A 16,965-nucleotide genomic window follows, 5' to 3' on the forward strand; every position below is an offset into this window, starting at 1 on the left:
GGAGGAAATATGCAGGTTGTGACGTTTACCGAAGCACGAAGCCGACTCAAAGATGTGTTGGACGACGTGAATGACAACGTGGAGACCACCATCATCAGCCGCCGAAACGGGGGGGATGTGGTGGTGATGTCTTTACAGCACTACAACTCGATGATGGAAACCATCCATCTGATGAGTTCGCCTGCCAATGCCAGTCGACTGATGGAGTCAATCGCACAGGTCAACACCGGAAAAACCATGCAGAGGGATTTGATAGATGACCAGGCTACTGATTTGGACTGATAATGGCTGGGATGATTACCTTTGGTGGCAGGAACAGGATAAGAAAACGCTTCGCAGAATCAATAAATTGATTGAAGATGCGAAGCGTCAACCTTTCGATGGCCTGGGTAAGCCGGAACCGCTTAAGGGTAATCTTTCCGGATACTGGTCTCGCCGAATCAATGATACTGACCGTCTGGTTTACGGGGTGTCGGATAGCGCTCTCACTATTTTAATGTGCCGCTATCACTATTATTCGTAGATCATGCCGATGCCTTCACCCGTCTTCTCGAATCCATCGAAATCAGCACCACCGACGACACAATCAGCAGCGTCCCCAGCCAGTCCGGCAGCGTAAACGCCACGCCCAGCAACACCACCGACAGCAGCGCGCTGCTCAGCGGCTCGGCGCAGCTCAGAATGCTCGCCTTCGGCCCGCCGATCATCTGCGCGCCCTTTAGATACAGGCTGAACGTCAGCGCCGTGCCAATCACCACCAGGTAGAAAAACGCCAGCAGCAGGCCGCCGTCGATGGCGAAGGTTGTTCCGCGTCCGGCGTAGAACGGCGTCAGCATTAACCCGGCAATCAACATGCTCCAGCCGACAATCGGCAGCGTGCCGTAGCGGGCGATCAGCGTCGACGGATAGGTGGTGTAAAACGCGGCGGCAAACGCCGAGGCGATGCCGAAGAACAGCGCGGCAGGCGAGATGGAGAGCGAGGTCGGGTCGCCGTGGGTCACCAGCAGGAAGGTACCCACAAGCGACGTGAAAATCGCGGACAGGACAAACACGCCGGGACGCGTTTTCCGCGCCAGGGCGAACCACGCCACGATAATGGTCGGCGACAGGAACTGGAGCACGGTCGCCGTAGCGGCGTTGGATTTTTCAATCGTCAGCAGGAAGGTAAGCTGCACGGTAAGCGCGCCAACCAGCGAGAAAAACAGCAGGCTGAGGGCGTCCTTGCGGTTTTTGATGACTGAGAAAATTTTGTCGCCGTGAACGAAGGAGAGCGTCAGCAGGATCACGCCGGTAAACAGCAGGCGAACCATGGTCAGGTAAGGCGAAGAAATGTGGCTTTTCTCCATGATGTACTGCGCACAAACGCCGGAACTGCCCCATAAAACGGCGGCGATCAGGACGTTCAGCATCCCTTTGCGTGTGGAACCCATGTTTTCCCCTGTTATGTTGGTTTTTTTGTAGCATAACATGGGATCTTGCCGGGTGGCGCTACGCTTACCCGGCCTACAAAACCTTGTAGGCCCGTGCAAGCGCAGCGCCGCCGGGCGAAACAAACGGCACTGTATTAGAACCACGCCTCCCACATCGCGCCGACGTTGAAGTCGTCGAGCGTCTCGTCTTTGGTGTTGTTTACGCGCGCGGTGCGTTCATTATCCACCTTGCCGCCGGTCACGTAGAAGCGCAGCATCGGACGGAACTCCGGCCCCATGGCGATAGACATGTTCTGCGACAGGGTCAGCTTCCAGCCCTTGTTGTCGCCGCCGTTGTCGTAGTCAACATGCTGCCAGCCCGCTTCCAGCCAGGTGGAGTGAACGTCGTTCCACCAGTGCATCGGACGCACGATGGCGTTGTAGTTCTTGCGGTTGTCGGCGTCATCGCGGCTGTTGTCATAGTCGTGGAAGGCGAGGATGTACTCTACCTGCGTGGCCTGGGTGAATTTATACAGCCCTTCGAAGCTGGCGTAGACCGTGGTCAGATCTTCGGTTTTGTTGAACACGCTGTTGTCTGCGTTATCGGAGTAGCGGGCTATCACCTTGTTCACGCCGCTGTCGTTGGTGTGGCTCAGCACCACGCCGCCCTGCCAGGCGTTCAGGCGCTCGTCGCTTTCAATCGCTTTCGAATCAAAGCCGTAGTTGGCGTACAGCTCCAGGTCGATGGGGCCGAGCTTCATGCCGTGAATTTTGGAGGTGGCGGCGTAGTTGCCCTTGTCGCCCGTGCCGGAACCGCCGGTACAGGTGATGCGCGACGGGTTCGCTTCGTCTTCCATCACCTCCGGGCTACAGGATTCGACCGCCGCCACGGCAGCCACGTCAAACTGCACGCCGCCGATGTCGAAGTTCTTGACCCCGGCGCCCTGGCCGTCGTGGTTCATCCAGAAGTAATCGTTAATGCCCTGCTGCGGACGCTGGTGGAAGTCACGACCGGCCCAGAAGTAGGCGTTCGGGTTGGAGGCCATAATGTTGGTCACGCCCGCGTAGGCTTTCTTCAGGTTAACCTCGTCGCCCCAGTGGTCGATCATCACGTTGATGTCCCAGATGGCGCCGTTGTCCCCTTTGAAGGCCTTGGAGAGCTGGAATTCGCCGCCGTTGCCTTCGTTACCCAGACGACCAATCGCGGACGCGCCGTTGTAGGAGCCGTCCACCGCCACGTATTTCTGATCGGCGGCCTGGAAGTGCGCGCCGTAGCGGGCGTAGCCGGTAAATTTCACCCCGAACGGGATCGCCATATCCGGAGACTGCGCCGCGCTCTGCGGCTCGGTGATGACGTCCGCTTTTTTCGCGACCGCCGCATCCATTTTGGCCTGACGCTCGGCCAGGGCCTTATCCACCGCTTTCGCCACAATGGCGTCGATTTGCTCCTGGGTAAATTCTTGTGCGAGGACGGAAATTGGGCAAAGCGCGGCGATAACCGCCATGGTTAATGGAAGTTTTTTAATCGTATTCATGGTTATCTCAATATAGTTTAATTTTATTCAGACAATAACCATCCCGCTCCGATCTGACAGAATATGTCGCTATCATCAGAACAAGTGGATCTCTATTTAGGGTACAGAAGTATTCCAGTAATTAATTCGTCATAGACTATCTCTGATATAAATGAATAATTTCTTCAGACAATTCACGCGCTAATAAGGAATTCATTAAATGATCTTGCGCGTGCACCATAATTAACGTCATTGGCTGGCGGGCTTCGCCCGCATCCTGCTCGATCAGTTTGGTCTGCATCTTGTGCGCCTGGCGCGCGTAGCCGTCGGCTTCGCGCAGCAGGCTTTTGGCTTCGTCAAGGTTGCCCTGACGCGCCGCGTGCAGCGCTTCAAAGCACAGGCTGCGGGACTGACCTGCGTTGACGATAATTTCCATTACGGCTTCTTCTAGTGCGATCATCATTATTACTCTTTATCAAAGCTATTATGTAAAGCGGTGTCGGCAAACCACTCGCCGCTTTTCTTCATGGTGCGCTGTTGAGTCTCTAAATCGAGCTGAATAAAACCGTAGCGGTTTTTATACGCATTACACCACGACCAGTTATCAATAAACGTCCACATATGGTAGCCAAGGCAATTGCACCCTTCGCTAATCCCTTTGTGCAGCCACGTTAAATGTTCTGAAATAAACTCGATGCGGTATTGATCGTTAACCTGACCATTTTCAATAAAGCGCTGTTCATTTTCGACGCCCATGCCGTTTTCCGAAATAAAGCAGCGAGGGTTACCGTAATTGTCGCGCAGGTTGATCAGAATATCGTAAATACCCGGCGCGTAGATTTCCCAGCCGCGGTACGGGTTCATCTTGCGGCCCGGCATCTCGTAGTTATCAAAGAACCACTCCGGCATAAACGGCGCCTGCGGGTTCACCGCGCTGTCGCGACACTTCACGCGGCGCGGCTGATAGTAGTTCACGCCAAGCAGGTCGATTTTTCCTTCCGCAATCAGCGCGCTGTCTTCCGGCTTGCAGGCAGGCAGCTGGTCGTACGCCTTCAGCAGCGCCACCAGGTCCGCCGGATATTCCCCGCGCAATACCGGGTCAAGGAAGCTGCGGTTGAACATCAGGTCTGCGATGTGCGCGGCCTTCACGTCCGCCGGGTTCTGCGAGCGCGGGTAGGACGGCGTCAGGTTCAGCACGATGCCGATCTCCCCCGCGTAATGCCCGGCGCGGTAAGCCTGAACCGCCTTCGCGTGGGCCAATACGGTGTGATACGCCACGGTGGCCGCCCGACGAAAATCCACCACGTTCGGGTAGTGGAAGTCGTACAGATAACCGCCCTCAACCGGCACAATCGGCTCGTTGAAGGTAAACCAGTGCAGCACGCGATCGCCAAACAGCTCAAAGCAAATCTGGGCATAGCGGGCGTAAGCGTCCACCACGTCGCGGTTTTCCCAGCCGCCGATCTCCTGCATCGCCATCGGCATGTCGAAATGGAACAGGGTCATAAACGGCGTGATGCCCTGTTCATTCAGCTCATCAATGACCTGGTTGTAAAAATCGACCGCTTCCGGGTTCACTTCACCGATACCGTCGGGGATCAGGCGCGCCCAGCTAATCGAGGTGCGAAAGCTGTTGTGGTTCAGCTGCTTTAACAGCTGAATATCCGTTTTCCAGTGCTGATAAAACGTGGAGGTCTGCTGCGGCCCCACGCCGTTGTGAAAACGGTTCGGCTCGCGGGCAAACCAGTAATCCCACGTGGTTTCCCCCTCTCTTGCCCCTTCGGTCTGGAGAGCAGAGCTGGCGCTGCCCCACCAGAAGTTATCGGGAAATGCGTATTTCATGACTCTTCCTCTTTGACTTAATTGCTTGTGGCTTCAGCGGCACCCACGGTTGCAGCCTGCGCTTTCTGCTCTTCGTTTTTGATGAGCGTACGCTCGTAGGCGCGCAGGAACGGCAGGTACATCAGCGCCGACATCACCATGCAGACGAGGCACATCACCACCGGGCTGAGCGCCCAGTTCGCCGCCCACGAGGCGCCAATCGGTGCGGGCGTGGTCCACGGGGTTAACGACACCACCTGCGCCAGCCAGCCGAGCTTCGTCGCGCCGTACGCCAGGCAGGCGTTGACCAGCGGAACAAACACAAACGGGATAAACAGCATCGGGTTCATGATGATCGGCGCGCCGAACAGAATCGGTTCGTTGATGTTAAAGAAGCTTGGCACAACACCCATTTTGCCGATGGTTCGCAGGTGCGTAACGCGGCTGCGCAGCAGCAGGAACGCCAGCGGTAGGGTTGAGCCTACGCCACCAATCAGCAGGTAATGGTCCCAGAAGCCTTGCAGATAAACGTGCGGCAGCGCTGCGCCCGCCGCCAGTGCCGCCTGGTTTGCCGAGAGGTTCGCCATCCAGAACGGGTTCATGATGCCGGTGACAATCAGTGACCCGTGGATACCGGCGAACCAGAAGATCTGGCACAGCAGCACGGAGAGCAGAATCGCGGGCAGGGAGTCAGACGCCGAGACCAGCGGCTCCAGCAGGTGCATGATCGCCTGCGGGATAATCATGCCGGTCTGCGCTTCAATGAACAGGTTCAGCGGGTGCAGCGTCCCGATCACCACCATCACCGGGATCAGGATCTCAAACGAACGCGCCACGCCGGTTGGCACTTCCTTCGGCAGGCGGATGGTGACGTTGTTCTGCTTCAGCCACGCATAGACGCGGGTAGAGTAAATCGCAGTAATCAGCGCGGTGAAAATGCCCTGACCAGAGAGGTACTGCGTGGAGATTTTGCCGTCGGCATACGGCGCGGCGACCAGCAGGAAAGCCATAAAGGCCAGCAGGCCGGACATCACCGGGTCGAGGTTAAACTGACGCCCCAGGCTCGCGCCAATCCCCACCGAGATGAAGAACGTCATCACCCCCATGCTGAGGTTAAACGGCAGCATCAGCTGTTCGCGGTAGGTCTCGGAAAAGTCCAGCCAGCCGCGGGCGAAGCTGTTGGTGGTATCCGCCGAAAACGGCGGGAAGATAAACACCAGCATAAATGAGCCGATGATCATGAACGGCAGCGCGGCGGTAAAGCCGTCGCGGATGGCAATCACATACTTTTGCTGACCCAGCTTCGCGGCCAGCGGGGTAATTGATTGCTCAATGACCGCGACCATAGATTGATATAACGAACTCATGTGAACACCTTTTAGTGTGCCGCTTCGATGAGCGACAGAGCATAGTCCAGTACTTTATCGCCACGCTGCATGCCATAGTCCATCATGTCGATGGGCTGCACCGGAATGCCTTGCGTCGCTGCCTTGTCTGAAAGCGTCTTTAACATGTATTTCACTTGCGGTCCGAGAAGTACCACCTGATAGTGCGGAAACTGCGTATCGAATTCGGATACGCCGTACGCATCTATCTTCACGGGCAAGCCCCGTTCTTTTGCAACATCGACCATTTTGCTGACCAGCAGGCTGGTGGACATCCCGGCAGAGCAGCACAGCATAATCTTGAACATCGACAACCATCCTCAAAATGTAAAAAGTTATTGCGAGGATGATTGGACATGATACGGAAACCGGTTTCCATTCATAAAAGACAGAAGTGTGACAACCATCAATATCCCCTGCTTATGGGGCTTATTAACTGGATGTGGGTCACATAATTTGGCTGTTTTGACATCAATTTGAGTGGAAGCGGAAAATCGGTTTCCATGGAAAACGGAAACGGATATACTCCGTTCTGGCTATAATGTGAGCCGTAGCGGTGATGGAAATTACAGGCGCCAGTTGCGTCTGACAGGGGAGAAAGATGTCTACAATCAACGATGTATCACGTCTGGCCGGGGTGTCCAAAGCCACGGTATCACGGGTGTTGAGCGGGTCGCGTGGCGTTAAGGAAGCCAGCCGTCAGGCTGTGCTGAAAGCGGTGGATGAGCTGAACTATCGTCCTAACGTGATTGCCCAGTCGCTGCTCAGCCAGTCGACGGGCTGCATTGGGGTGATTTGCGCGCAGGAGAACATTAACCAGACCACCGGTTACCTGTACGCGCTGGAAAAGCACCTCAGCCAGCATCAGAAACACCTGCTGCTGCGTTTCGCGCACACCAAAACAGAAGTGATGAACGCCCTTGAAGAACTCTCCTGCGGTTTATGTGATGACATTCTGGTGATTGGCGCGCGATTCCCGCTGGATGTCGACATGGACAACGTGATTCTGGTCGACTGCATGGAGGCCGATAACGCCAACAGCATTCAGTTCGATCACGCGTTCGCGGCTGAAACGGCGTGTAACTACCTCACCAGCCAGGGGCGTCGCCAGATTGCCCTGATCCACCCGCACGGCAGCGGATTCGCCGACCAGGTGCTGCTGGGCTACAAGCACGCGCTGGAGAAAAACTTCCTGCCCTTTAATCGCAACCTCGTGTTTATGGACGCGACCTCGTCGTCCGTTGCGCTTCAGGAATTACTCAACAACGCGTCCACACTGAACTTCAACGCGCTGCTGGTGGCGGACGAGCAGGAAGCCCAGCGGGTGATCCCGCAGCTTCAGGCGTTTAATAAATCGGTACCGGAAGACATCATGGTCTTTAGCCTGGCCGGTTCGCTGCATCTGCCGGGTATACCCGTGATCCCGGCTATTGAGTATTCCATGGACGCCATGGCGGCGCGCATCGTGACCTGGCTGAATGAAAAAACGCAGATGCTGGGGTCGTACGTGCTGCGTGGGGATTTAATTATTCCGGATGTGCGCAAGCGTTAAAAGCGACATACCCGGCCAGGTAAATATACAGGCCGGGTAAGCATGCTGAAGCGTGATGCGCACCAGACCCGATCAAACTCTCCGATTCAGAAGGTTACTGAATCCCACCGCCCAGCGATTGCCACAGTGTGATGCGGTTTTCCAGGTCGGTTTGCTGCAAGGCAATCAGCGATTCCTGCGCCGACCACAGCGACCGCTGCGCGGTAAGCACCGTCAGATAATCGCCCGCGCCGGCCCTGTAGCTGCGCGTCGCCACATCCAGCGTTTTTTGCTCCGCCGCCACGTATTCACGCTGGGCATCGAGCTGCTCGCTCAGCGTTTCGCGCCGCGCCAGCGCGTCGGCCACGTCCTTAAACGCGCTCTGGATGGTTTTCTCGTAGGTCGCAATTAACCCTTTTTTCTCCGCTTCCGCATAGCGCAGCTGCGCCATATTGTTGCCCCCGCTGAACAGCGGCAGGGTGATGGACGGCGCGAACGACCAGACCTTCATGCCGTGGCTGAACAGGGATGAGAGCGAATCGCTGCCGACCCCCGCGCTGGCGGTCAGCGAAATGGTCGGGAAGAAATTGGCGCGCGCTGCGCCGATATTGGCGTTGGCGCTCAGTAGATTATGTTCCGCTTCCTGAATGTCCGGGCGGCGCAGCAGCGCGCTGGAGCTGACGCCCGCCGGGATCAGCGTGATGGCGTTATCGCTCAGGCTCTCCAGCGTGCCGGGCAGCAGGTTCTCGGGCACCGTATCGCCCGCCAGCAGATTAAGGGCGTTTTTGTCCTGCATGACCAGCGTCCGGTAGCTCGCTACGCTGGCGCGCGCCTGCTGGTATACCGCCATCGCCTCACTGACGTCCGTGGCGGCGGCCACGCCCACTTCCTGCTGACGTTTGACGATCTTGAGCGAGTTCGCGGCGCTCTCGAGAGTGGATTTTGCCAGCGCCAGATTGCTGTTATCCGCTGCCAGCGTCACCCAGGCCGTGGTCAGCTCGCTGACCATCGTCAGGCGCGTGTTCTGCGCAGTGAATTCGCTGGCAAGCCAGGTTTCACGCGCGGCGCGGGACAGGCTCTGATTGCGGCCAAACAGATCCAGCTCGAAGCTGGAGACCGCGCCGCGGGCTTCGTCGCTCGTCGCCACGCCGCTCGCCAGCGTGCGGCTGCGGGTGTGGCTCAGTTCTGCATCCACCGTCGGGAACAGGGACGAACGCGTTTCGCCATACTGGGCGCGAGCGGCGTCGATATCCGCAATCGCTTTTTGCACGTCGCGGTTGCTGTTGAGCGCCATCGTCACCACGCTTTTCAGCCGCGCATCGTTCATCACCTGCTGCCACTGGCTCACCACGGCGTTGGCCTCGCCGTGCGCGCCGGGTAAGGTTGCCGGGACGGGGGCGTCCGGGCGTTGGTAGGTTGGGTCTAACGACACACAGCCTGCGCTCAGCAGGGCTAACGCTAAAACAGTGACACGAAACATTATGACCTCCGGTTTGCGTGCTTACCGGAGAACAGACGTTTCACCAGTACAAAGAATAAGGGAACAAAGAAGATTGCCAGCAGCGTCGCGGCCAGCGTCCCGCCGATGATGCCGGTACCGATCGCCACGCGGCTGTTGGCCCCGGCGCCGGTAGCGATGGCCAGCGGCGTCACGCCGGCGATGAACGCCAGCGAGGTCATGATGATCGGACGCAGACGCGTCTGGGCGGCCCGCAGGGCGGCACGCGTCAGGGAGTAGCCTTCGGCAACTTTGGCTTCGGCAAATTCGACAATCAGAATGGCGTTCTTCGACGACAGACCGATGGTGGTGAGCAGCGCCACCTGGAAATAGACGTCGTTGTTCAGGCCGCGCAGAGAGGCGGCAATGGCCGCGCCCAGCACCCCAAGCGGGATCACAAGGATGACCGAAATCGGCACCGACCAGCTCTCATACAGCGCCGCCAGGCACAGGAACACCACGAGGATGGAAAGGGCATACAGGCTCATCGCCTGGCCGCTCGCCAGTTTTTCCTGCAAGGACAAACCGCTCCACGCCCAGGTGCTGCCGGACGGCAGGCTGTTCGCCAGTTGCTCCATTTTGCTCATCGCCGTACCGGAGCTGGCGCCGCTGGCGTTTTCACCCTGAATTTCATACGCCGCCGAGCCGTTGTAGCGCACCAGGCTTTCCGGGCCATACTCCCAGCGCGTGGTGGCGAAGGCGGAGAAGGGGGTCATGGTGCTGTCGCTGCCGCGCACATACCATTTGTTGAGGTCCGACGGTACCGCGCGGGTGTCGCTGTCGCCCTGAATGTAGACCTTTTTCACGCGGCCGCGATCGATGAAGTCGTTCACGTAGGTGCCGCCCCAGGCGCTGGAGAGGGTGTCGGTAACGTCGCTCAGGGACAGCCCCAGTGACACGGCTTTGTTGTTATCGATATCGACCTGAAGCTGCGGCATCTGCGGCAGATCGTTGGCGCGCACGGCGTGCAGCGAGCTGTCCTGATTCGCTTCACCAATCAGCTGGTTACGCAGTTTCAGCAGCGCGTCGCGGTCTGTGCCGCCGCTTGCCATCAGCTCAAAGGTAAAGCCGTTGCTCTGGCCCAGACCGTCCACCGCCGGCGGCGTCATCGCAAAGATGGTCGCATCGCGAATGGTGCTCAGCTCCTGCGTGGCGCGCAGAGCAATGGCCTGCGCGGTATTTTCCGCGCCTTTACGCTCTGACCAGTTCTTCAGGGAGACGAACGCCATCCCGGCGTTCTGGCCGCTGCCGCTGAAGCTAAAGCCCTCAATGGTAAAGATGACGTCGGTATTGGCTTTCTCTTTGGTGAGGAACCACTCGCGCACCTGGCGGCTAACCTCGGCGGTACGCACCGCGGTTGCGCCGGCAGGCAGGGTGTACTGCACCATGATTTCTCCCTGGTCTTCTGTTGGCAGGAAGCTGCCCGGCAGTTTCAGCATGGCGAAGCCCATCGCGCCACAGAGCAGGGCGTAGATCGCCAGCATGCCGCCGGAGCGTCGCAGGGCGCGCAGGACCTTGTTCTGATAGCCGTGCTCGGTCCTGCTGTAGAAGCGGTTAAACGCGCCGAAGAAACCTTTCTTGTGCGGCGTCGTGTGGTTCAGAATCGAGCCGCACAGCGCGGGCGTCAGGGTCAACGCCACCACCACGGAAAGGAACATCGCCGAAATAATGGTGACCGAGAACTGACGGTAAATCACCCCGGTCGAGCCGCCGAAAAAGGCCATCGGCAGGAATACCGCAGAGAGCACCAGCGCAATGGCGATCAGCGCGCCGGAAATTTCGCCCATTGATTTTTCGGTCGCTTCCCGGGCGGGCAACCCTTCGTCGCGCATAATACGCTCGACGTTTTCCACCACCACGATGGCGTCATCCACCAAAAGCCCTATCGCCAGCACCATGGCAAACAGCGTCAGGGTGTTGATGGAGTAACCGAACAGCGCCAGCACGCCGAAGGTGCCCAGCAGCACCACAGGTACCGCCAGCGCGGGGATCAGCGTTGCGCGGATGTTTTGCAGGAACAGGTACATCACCACCACCACGAGGATAATGGCTTCGAACAGGGTCTGTATCACGTCCTCAACGGAGATCTTGATGAACTCGGTGCTGTCTTTCGGGTAGGCCACGTCGTAGCCTTCCGGCATCGACTTTTTGAACTCGGCGATCTTGTCTTTTACCGCCGTGGCGGTGTTAAGCGCGTTCGCGCCCGGCGAGAGCATCACCGCCATACCCGCCGCCGGGTGGCCGTTCAGCTTCGCGGTGGCGGTGTAATCTTCGCTGCCCATCTCCACGCGTGCAACGTCGCTGATGCGCACCACCGCGCCGTTAGACTGGCTCTTGACGATGATCTTTTTGAACTCGTCGACCGTTTGCAGGCGCGACTGAGCGCGAACGGTCGCGGTCAGCTGTTGGGCGTTCGACGACGGTAGCGCGCCGATTTTACCGGCAGAGACCTGCACGTTTTGCGCTTCAATCGCGCTCTGCACGTCGGAGGGCATCAGCGAGTACGACGCCAGCTTCGCCGGGTCGAGCCAGATGCGCATGGCGTATTCCGCGCCGAACACCTGTAGGCTACCGACGCCATCCACGCGTGCAAGCGGATCCTGCATATTACTTACCAGCCAGTCTGCGATATCCGAGCTGCTGGCGGTGTCCGTTTTGTCATACACGCCCATGATCAGCAGGAAGTTGCTCTGGGATTTTTCGACGGTGATCCCGGACTGCTGCACCTCGGTCGGCAGGCGCGATTCCGCCTGCTGGACTTTGTTCTGTACCTGTACCTGAGCGGTGTCCGGATCGGTACCTTGTTCAAACGTGACGTTAATGCTTACCGACCCGTCCGAGCTGCTGGTGGAGGTGAAGTAGAGCAGGTTATCTAGCCCGGTGAGCTGCTGCTCAATCACCTGCGTCACGCTGTTTTCCAGTGTTTGCGCGGAGGCACCGGTGTAGGTAGCGGAAATTTTAATCGACGGCGGGGCGACGTCCGGATACTGCGCCACCGGCAGCGTGCGGATCGCCAGCATCCCGGCGAGCATGATCAGTATGGCAATAACCCAGGCAAAGACCGGGCGGCGCACGAAGAAACGGGAAAACATCAGGCGTTTCCTCCGCTGGCTTTCATCGCTTCAGCTTTCACTTCCTGCCCGGCGGTGACTTTGTCGGTACCTTCCACTATCAGCTTATCGCCCGCCTTCAGGCCGCTCAGCACAAGCCATTTGTCGCCGTAGGTCTCGCCCGTCTCCAGCTGTCGCTGTTCGACCCTGTTGCTGGCGTTCACCACCAGCGCGGTGGCGGTACCTTTTGCGTCGCGGGTGATGCCCTGCTGCGGCGCGAGGATCGCGTCATTCATGATGCCCTCATCCACTCTGGCGCGGACGAACATGCCCGGCAGAAGCTGATGCTGCGGGTTCGGGAAGACGGCGCGCAGGGTGACAGAGCCGGTAGACTCATCCACCGCCACTTCGGTCAGCGCCAGGCGGCCTTTTTCGCTGTAGGTGCTGCCGTCTTCAAGCATCAACGACACGCTCAGCGTATCGCTGTTGCTGGTGAGGGTTTGCTTGCGCAATCGTAGCAGATCGGCACTGGAACGCGTTAAATCGACGTACATGCTATCCAGCCCGCGAATGGTGGCCAGCGCCGTATCCTGCTGGGCGGTGACCAGCGCGCCGGGGGTCACAGAGGAGATACCGATACGTCCGGCAATCGGCGCGGTGACGGTGGTCCAGTTAAGGTTAATGCGGGCACTCTCCAGCGCGGCCTTCTTTGACTCGACGCTGGCCTTGTCCTGCGCGCAGGTCGATGCCGCGTCTTCCGCATCCTGTCGTGATACGCCGTCGTCTTTCACCAGCTGCGCATAGCGCCGGGCTTTCTGGCAATCGGCCTGCACCAGCGCCTGCGCTTGTTTTAGTGCAGCGGCAGCTTCATTGTACGCGGCGCGGTAGCTGGAAGGATCGATCTGATACAGCGCCTGTCCGGCCTTGACCGTATCGCCTTCGATGAAGAGCCGTTTCTGAATAATGCCGCCCACCTGGGGGCGCACTTCGGCGCTCATCGCGGCGGTGGTGCGACCGGTCAGCTCGCTGACGACGGACACCGGCTGGCTCATGAGTGTGACAATCCCCACTTCCGGAAGAGGACGCTGGGGAGCAGATGTTTGCGCATTATCGCACCCTGTCAGGAGGAGTAATGCCGCGATGGAGGTTGTTATGGTTTTCATAATCTTTTTCCAGGGTGAGCGAAGCCTGCCCTGTTAATCGCTTAACAGGGAGGAGGACTAATTAAAAGCACAGCGATCCCGCATCTCTGGCAGAGCCAGAAATGAAAAAAAGGAAATTACTTATTTCCGCTAATTATTCACATGCGATTACTTCGCAGAGAAAAGCATATTTAAAATATTCTGATAAATGGGCTCTAATTGTTCTGACGGCACTTTTAATGGCGTGAGTCGACGGTAAATCGTGCCTTCGATCATCACGGCGGTAATCTCCACGCAGCAGCGAATATGCTCATCGCTCAGGTGGGGGAACTGCTTTTTCAGATGCTCACAGGCGTTGGCGAACATGCGGGCTTCGGCTTCGATCAGCATGTTTGCCACCCGCGGATTGCGCGTGGCCTCTGCGGACATTTCGAGCATGAGCGCGTCATCATCTTCGTTAAGCGTCTGGCGCCAGGCAAGCGCCTGCGGCATCCCTTCAACCAGGGTTTTGCCCTGCATCTCCTCGATACGTGAGTCGATAATGCGACGGATCATCTCTTCAATGATCGCGTCTTTGTTGCTGAAATAGCGATAGATTTGTCCGACGCTGAGCCTGGCTTCGCTGGCAATCTGCGACATGCTGGCAGCGTGAAATCCACTGGCGCGAAAGCAGCGGCGCGCGGCGGTGATGATTTCGTCCTGTCGCAGTTTTTGTCGTTCTTCCAGCTTTGTGCTCATCGTCGGCTACCGTAAAAAAGTGAGAATGATCGTTCTCATTATACGTTTTCGGAGCCAATTGGAAAGGCTTTTTTTATTTACATATTGAATGAATATTTCCTTGTTTAAACAATGGAGGAAATAAGGAGTTTTTATGAATGTTAAGCTGTGAGATATTCAGATTGCGCTGAAAATAAGGAGAAAATTATGCACCTGAGCATTACAGATAATGTCACGGCTGAAGAAAAAGAAGAATTATTAACGGGGCTAAGAGCCTATAACGCGCAGTATTTAGATCTTGCGACGTTTAGCGGCGATATTGGCGTATATGTGCGAGACGACAACGGCGTCATGCTGGGCGGGTTAATCGGCGTACGTAAAGGCGACTGGCTGAACATCGACTATCTGTGGGTCAGCGACAGCGTACGCGGAACGGGCGTTGGCAGCCAGCTCATCAAAACGGCCGAAGAAGAGGCCCGCCGCAAAGGCTGTCGTCACGCGCTGGTGGATACGGTCAGCTTCCAGGCGCGTCCGTTCTATGAAAAGCAGGGTTATCAGGTGCAGATGTCCTTGCAGGATTACCCTTATCAGGGAATGCAGAGACACTACCTGACCAAACATCTTTAACCGCCGATCCCGTTGCCGATCACGGCTAACACGTGGCGCACAACTTTCTCCGGCGAGAGGGCGCTAAGCCTCTCGTCGTTGCGCATGCGTGAGAACGGCACCAGCACCAGGCTCAGCAGCGTCGTAAACAGCAGTTCGGGGGCCAGGGCCGGATTCAGCTTTCCTTCCTGCTGCCAGCCTTTAATGGTTGCCAGCGTGGTCTGATATTTCTCATCGCCAAAACGTTCCTGCAAATGCGTACGCAGTACTGGCATCTCGCCAATCACCTCCTGCATCCACAGCGGTGCAAACCAGTGGTGCTCTTCCGCCAGTTCGGCCAGCACCTTAACCATTTCCGTAAGGGCATTGACCGGAGACTCCCGATTGTCGGCGAAAATTGTCCCGATCCGCTCGCGTAACGGCAGAAAGCGCTCCTCGATCATCGCCTCCAGCAACTGCTCTCTGGAGTTGAAGTAGTAGTGCAGCATGGCGGGCGTTACGCCAGCTTCGCGGGCGATGGCGTTCAGCGACGTATTGGCAATCCCCTGGCGGGAGAAGAGGTTCAGGGCGATATCCAGCAGCTGCTCGCGGCTGGCGGTAACGCGTTTGCCGCCGCGCGGACGACCGGGACGGCGAGGTTCAGAATTGTCTTTTAGTGCTGGCACGGTCACGCTGTCTCTTGATCTTATCCATAACTTACCTGAATATTAATTATTCGATTAATTAATTTCAAGCGATTCTCTTATGGAGTCTGACGTCATGACTCAACCTGCGAAAAACGCGCCGTCGATCAAGCTGCTGTTCAGCGCACTTCTGCTGGTGATGCTGCTCTCGGCGCTGGATCAGACCATTGTCTCCACCGCGTTGCCGACCATCGTCGGCGAGCTGGGCGGGCTGGATAAGCTCTCCTGGGTGGTGACGGCCTATATCCTCAGTTCGACCATCGTGGTACCGCTGTACGGCAAATTCGGCGATCTGTTTGGGCGTAAAATCATCCTGCAAATCGCGATTGTGCTTTTCCTTGTGGGGTCGGCACTGTGCGGTCTGGCGCAGAACATGACCCAGCTGGTGCTGATGCGCGCTCTGCAAGGGCTGGGGGGCGGCGGTCTGATGGTGATCAGCATGGCGGCCGTAGCGGATGTGATCCCGCCTGCCGAGCGTGGTCGCTATCAGGGGCTGTTTGGCGGCGTGTTTGGCCTGGCGACGGTGATAGGCCCGCTTATCGGCGGGTTTCTCGTTCAGCACGCCTCCTGGCGCTGGATTTTCTACATCAACCTGCCGCTGGGGCTGTTTGCGCTGCTCGTTATTGGCGCGGTCTTCCACGGCAGCGCGCGGCGCAGCAAGCATGAGATTGATTACCTTGGGGCGATTTATCTCAGCATGGCGTTGCTGTGCATCATTCTGTTTACCACCGAAGGGGGGACGCTTCGACAGTGGAGCGACCCGCAGCTGTGGTGCATTCTGGCCTTTGGCCTGACGGGGATCGCCGGGTTTATTTACGAAGAGCGGCTGGCGTGGGAGCCGATTATCCCGCTGTCGCTGTTCCGCGACCGCAGCTTCCTGCTCTGTAGCCTGATCGGTTTTATTATCGGCATGTCGCTGTTTGGCTCCGTCACTTTCCTGCCGCTCTATTTACAGGTGGTAAAAGACGCCACGCCGACGCAGGCCGGTTTGCAGCTGATCCCCCTGATGGGCGGGCTGTTGCTCACCTCAATCATCAGCGGGCGCATCATCAGCCGCACCGGGAAATACCGCCTGTTTCCGATCCTCGGCACGCTGCTCGGCGTGGTGGGGATGGCCTTACTGACGCGCATTTCAGTCACGTCCCCCACCTGGCAGCTGTATCTGTTTACCAGCGTGCTCGGCATGGGGCTTGGGCTGGTGATGCAGGTGCTGGTGCTGGCGGTGCAGAACAGCGTGTCTGCCGATCAATACGGCGTAGCGACCTCTGGGGTGACGCTGTTCCGCTCCATCGGCGGGGCTATTGGCGTTGCGCTGTTTGGCGCGGTGTTCACCCATATTCTGCAAGCCGGCCTGACAGAAAGACTGCCGGAAGGGGCTGAACTGCCGCGTGAACTCAATCCCGTCGCCATTCACCATCTGCCTGATGCACTGCGTCTGGACTATCTCGATGCGTTCGGCTCGGCTATCCATGCGGTGTTTATGCTTGCGGCAGGGATTATGGTGCTGGCGTTTGTGCTGTCGTGGTTTTTGCGCGAAGCGCCGCTGCGTCGGCAGGCGTGAGGTTAGCGTTTCTGTTATTTATTGCGAGTCGCTTTCTGAATTTTAAAT

The 16,965-nt window shown here is 57.7% G+C and carries 16 protein-coding genes; 5 read left to right on the forward strand and 11 right to left on the reverse strand.

Annotation, left to right across the window (positions count from 1 at the left end):
* Positions 1-9 precede the first annotated feature (9 nt).
* Both A3466_RS20170 and A3466_RS20175 read left to right on the forward strand, forming a co-directional pair.
* Positions 10-282, forward strand: a complete 273-nt coding sequence (locus A3466_RS20170; protein ID WP_063452077.1) for a type II toxin-antitoxin system Phd/YefM family antitoxin — start codon at positions 10-12, stop codon at positions 280-282.
* Positions 257-523, forward strand: coding sequence for a Txe/YoeB family addiction module toxin (locus A3466_RS20175; RefSeq protein ID WP_041911701.1), 267 nt, complete (start codon positions 257-259; stop codon positions 521-523). Before A3466_RS20170 ends, A3466_RS20175 begins: the two co-directional genes overlap by 26 nt.
* Position 524: 1 nt before the next feature.
* On the opposite strand, the gene A3466_RS20180 is transcribed toward A3466_RS20175, so the two are convergent.
* The 6 genes from A3466_RS20180 to A3466_RS20205 all read right to left on the reverse strand — a co-directional run bounded on the left by A3466_RS20180 (position 525) and on the right by A3466_RS20205 (position 6,437).
* Complete coding sequence (locus A3466_RS20180; RefSeq protein ID WP_063452078.1) at positions 525-1,430, reverse strand: EamA family transporter; 906 nt, start codon at positions 1,428-1,430, stop codon at positions 525-527.
* Positions 1,431-1,564: 134 nt separating this feature from the next.
* Positions 1,565-2,944, reverse strand: coding sequence for a carbohydrate porin (locus A3466_RS20185; RefSeq protein ID WP_063452079.1), 1,380 nt, complete (start codon positions 2,942-2,944; stop codon positions 1,565-1,567).
* A gap of 136 nt (positions 2,945-3,080) precedes the next feature.
* Positions 3,081-3,383, reverse strand: a complete 303-nt coding sequence (locus tag A3466_RS20190) for a PTS lactose/cellobiose transporter subunit IIA (RefSeq protein ID WP_014168006.1) — start codon at positions 3,381-3,383, stop codon at positions 3,081-3,083.
* Positions 3,384-3,388: 5 nt separating this feature from the next.
* Positions 3,389-4,765, reverse strand: coding sequence for a glycoside hydrolase family 1 protein (locus A3466_RS20195; RefSeq protein WP_063452080.1), 1,377 nt, complete (start codon positions 4,763-4,765; stop codon positions 3,389-3,391).
* Positions 4,766-4,782: 17 nt separating this feature from the next.
* Positions 4,783-6,111 (reverse strand): PTS cellobiose transporter subunit IIC, encoded by a 1,329-nt coding sequence (locus tag A3466_RS20200; protein ID WP_003861036.1) that lies wholly within the window; start codon positions 6,109-6,111, stop codon positions 4,783-4,785.
* 11 nt (positions 6,112-6,122) lie between these two features.
* Positions 6,123-6,437, reverse strand: coding sequence for a PTS sugar transporter subunit IIB (locus tag A3466_RS20205; RefSeq protein WP_045336018.1), 315 nt, complete (start codon positions 6,435-6,437; stop codon positions 6,123-6,125).
* Between the two features lie 293 nt (positions 6,438-6,730).
* Between A3466_RS20205 and A3466_RS20210 the strand changes: the two genes are divergently transcribed.
* Positions 6,731-7,681, forward strand: a complete 951-nt coding sequence (locus tag A3466_RS20210) for a LacI family DNA-binding transcriptional regulator (protein ID WP_063452081.1) — start codon at positions 6,731-6,733, stop codon at positions 7,679-7,681.
* Between the two features lie 94 nt (positions 7,682-7,775).
* Here the strand turns inward: A3466_RS20210 and A3466_RS20215 are convergent, their stop codons facing one another.
* From A3466_RS20215 to A3466_RS20230, 4 genes are all read right to left on the reverse strand, one after another.
* Entirely contained in the window at positions 7,776-9,140 is a 1,365-nt protein-coding gene (locus tag A3466_RS20215; protein WP_063452082.1) for an efflux transporter outer membrane subunit, read from the reverse strand.
* Positions 9,140-12,250 (reverse strand): efflux RND transporter permease subunit, encoded by a 3,111-nt coding sequence (locus A3466_RS20220; protein WP_063452083.1) that lies wholly within the window; start codon positions 12,248-12,250, stop codon positions 9,140-9,142. Before A3466_RS20220 ends, A3466_RS20215 begins: the two co-directional genes overlap by 1 nt.
* Positions 12,250-13,371: an efflux RND transporter periplasmic adaptor subunit gene (locus tag A3466_RS20225; protein ID WP_063452084.1), complete on the reverse strand. Its 1,122-nt coding sequence runs from the start codon at positions 13,369-13,371 to the stop codon at positions 12,250-12,252. The genes A3466_RS20220 and A3466_RS20225 overlap by 1 nt, the downstream gene beginning before the upstream one ends.
* 147 nt (positions 13,372-13,518) lie before the next feature.
* Positions 13,519-14,088 carry a TetR/AcrR family transcriptional regulator gene (locus A3466_RS20230; RefSeq protein ID WP_063452085.1) on the reverse strand — a complete coding sequence of 190 codons (570 nt, stop codon included), beginning with the start codon at positions 14,086-14,088 and terminating at the stop codon, positions 13,519-13,521.
* A 186-nt stretch (positions 14,089-14,274) separates the two neighbouring features.
* Here A3466_RS20230 and A3466_RS20235 point away from each other — a divergent pair, with 186 nt between their 5' ends.
* Positions 14,275-14,694 carry a GNAT family N-acetyltransferase gene (locus tag A3466_RS20235; RefSeq protein ID WP_063452086.1) on the forward strand — a complete coding sequence of 140 codons (420 nt, stop codon included), beginning with the start codon at positions 14,275-14,277 and terminating at the stop codon, positions 14,692-14,694.
* Here A3466_RS20235 and A3466_RS20240 read toward each other — a convergent pair.
* Positions 14,691-15,338 carry a TetR/AcrR family transcriptional regulator gene (locus A3466_RS20240; RefSeq protein WP_063452215.1) on the reverse strand — a complete coding sequence of 216 codons (648 nt, stop codon included), beginning with the start codon at positions 15,336-15,338 and terminating at the stop codon, positions 14,691-14,693. The genes A3466_RS20235 and A3466_RS20240 overlap by 4 nt on opposite strands.
* A gap of 79 nt (positions 15,339-15,417) precedes the next feature.
* Here A3466_RS20240 and A3466_RS20245 point away from each other — a divergent pair, with 79 nt between their 5' ends.
* Positions 15,418-16,917, forward strand: coding sequence for an MDR family MFS transporter (locus tag A3466_RS20245; RefSeq protein WP_063452087.1), 1,500 nt, complete (start codon positions 15,418-15,420; stop codon positions 16,915-16,917).
* Positions 16,918-16,965 lie beyond the last annotated feature (48 nt).

It is taken from the genome of Enterobacter genomosp. S (assembly GCF_001631805.1).
GTDB classification, from domain to species: Bacteria; Pseudomonadota; Gammaproteobacteria; order Enterobacterales; family Enterobacteriaceae; genus Enterobacter; species Enterobacter quasihormaechei.

Excerpts from the sequence above, each read along its gene's own strand:
- A3466_RS20170 (WP_063452077.1), top strand. The coding sequence starts at position 10 with ATGCAGGTTGTGACGTTTACCGAAGCACGAAGCCGACTCAAAGATGTG.
- A3466_RS20175 (WP_041911701.1), top strand. The coding sequence starts at position 257 with ATGACCAGGCTACTGATTTGGACTGATAATGGCTGGGATGATTACCTT.
- A3466_RS20180 (WP_063452078.1), bottom strand. The coding sequence starts at position 1,430 with ATGGGTTCCACACGCAAAGGGATGCTGAACGTCCTGATCGCCGCCGTT.
- A3466_RS20185 (WP_063452079.1), bottom strand. The coding sequence starts at position 2,944 with ATGAATACGATTAAAAAACTTCCATTAACCATGGCGGTTATCGCCGCG.
- A3466_RS20190 (WP_014168006.1), bottom strand. The coding sequence starts at position 3,383 with ATGATCGCACTAGAAGAAGCCGTAATGGAAATTATCGTCAACGCAGGT.
- A3466_RS20195 (WP_063452080.1), bottom strand. The coding sequence starts at position 4,765 with ATGAAATACGCATTTCCCGATAACTTCTGGTGGGGCAGCGCCAGCTCT.
- A3466_RS20200 (WP_003861036.1), bottom strand. The coding sequence starts at position 6,111 with ATGAGTTCGTTATATCAATCTATGGTCGCGGTCATTGAGCAATCAATT.
- A3466_RS20205 (WP_045336018.1), bottom strand. The coding sequence starts at position 6,437 with ATGTTCAAGATTATGCTGTGCTGCTCTGCCGGGATGTCCACCAGCCTG.
- A3466_RS20210 (WP_063452081.1), top strand. The coding sequence starts at position 6,731 with ATGTCTACAATCAACGATGTATCACGTCTGGCCGGGGTGTCCAAAGCC.
- A3466_RS20215 (WP_063452082.1), bottom strand. The coding sequence starts at position 9,140 with ATGTTTCGTGTCACTGTTTTAGCGTTAGCCCTGCTGAGCGCAGGCTGT.
- A3466_RS20220 (WP_063452083.1), bottom strand. The coding sequence starts at position 12,250 with ATGTTTTCCCGTTTCTTCGTGCGCCGCCCGGTCTTTGCCTGGGTTATT.
- A3466_RS20225 (WP_063452084.1), bottom strand. The coding sequence starts at position 13,371 with ATGAAAACCATAACAACCTCCATCGCGGCATTACTCCTCCTGACAGGG.
- A3466_RS20230 (WP_063452085.1), bottom strand. The coding sequence starts at position 14,088 with ATGAGCACAAAGCTGGAAGAACGACAAAAACTGCGACAGGACGAAATC.
- A3466_RS20235 (WP_063452086.1), top strand. The coding sequence starts at position 14,275 with ATGCACCTGAGCATTACAGATAATGTCACGGCTGAAGAAAAAGAAGAA.
- A3466_RS20245 (WP_063452087.1), top strand. The coding sequence starts at position 15,418 with ATGGAGTCTGACGTCATGACTCAACCTGCGAAAAACGCGCCGTCGATC.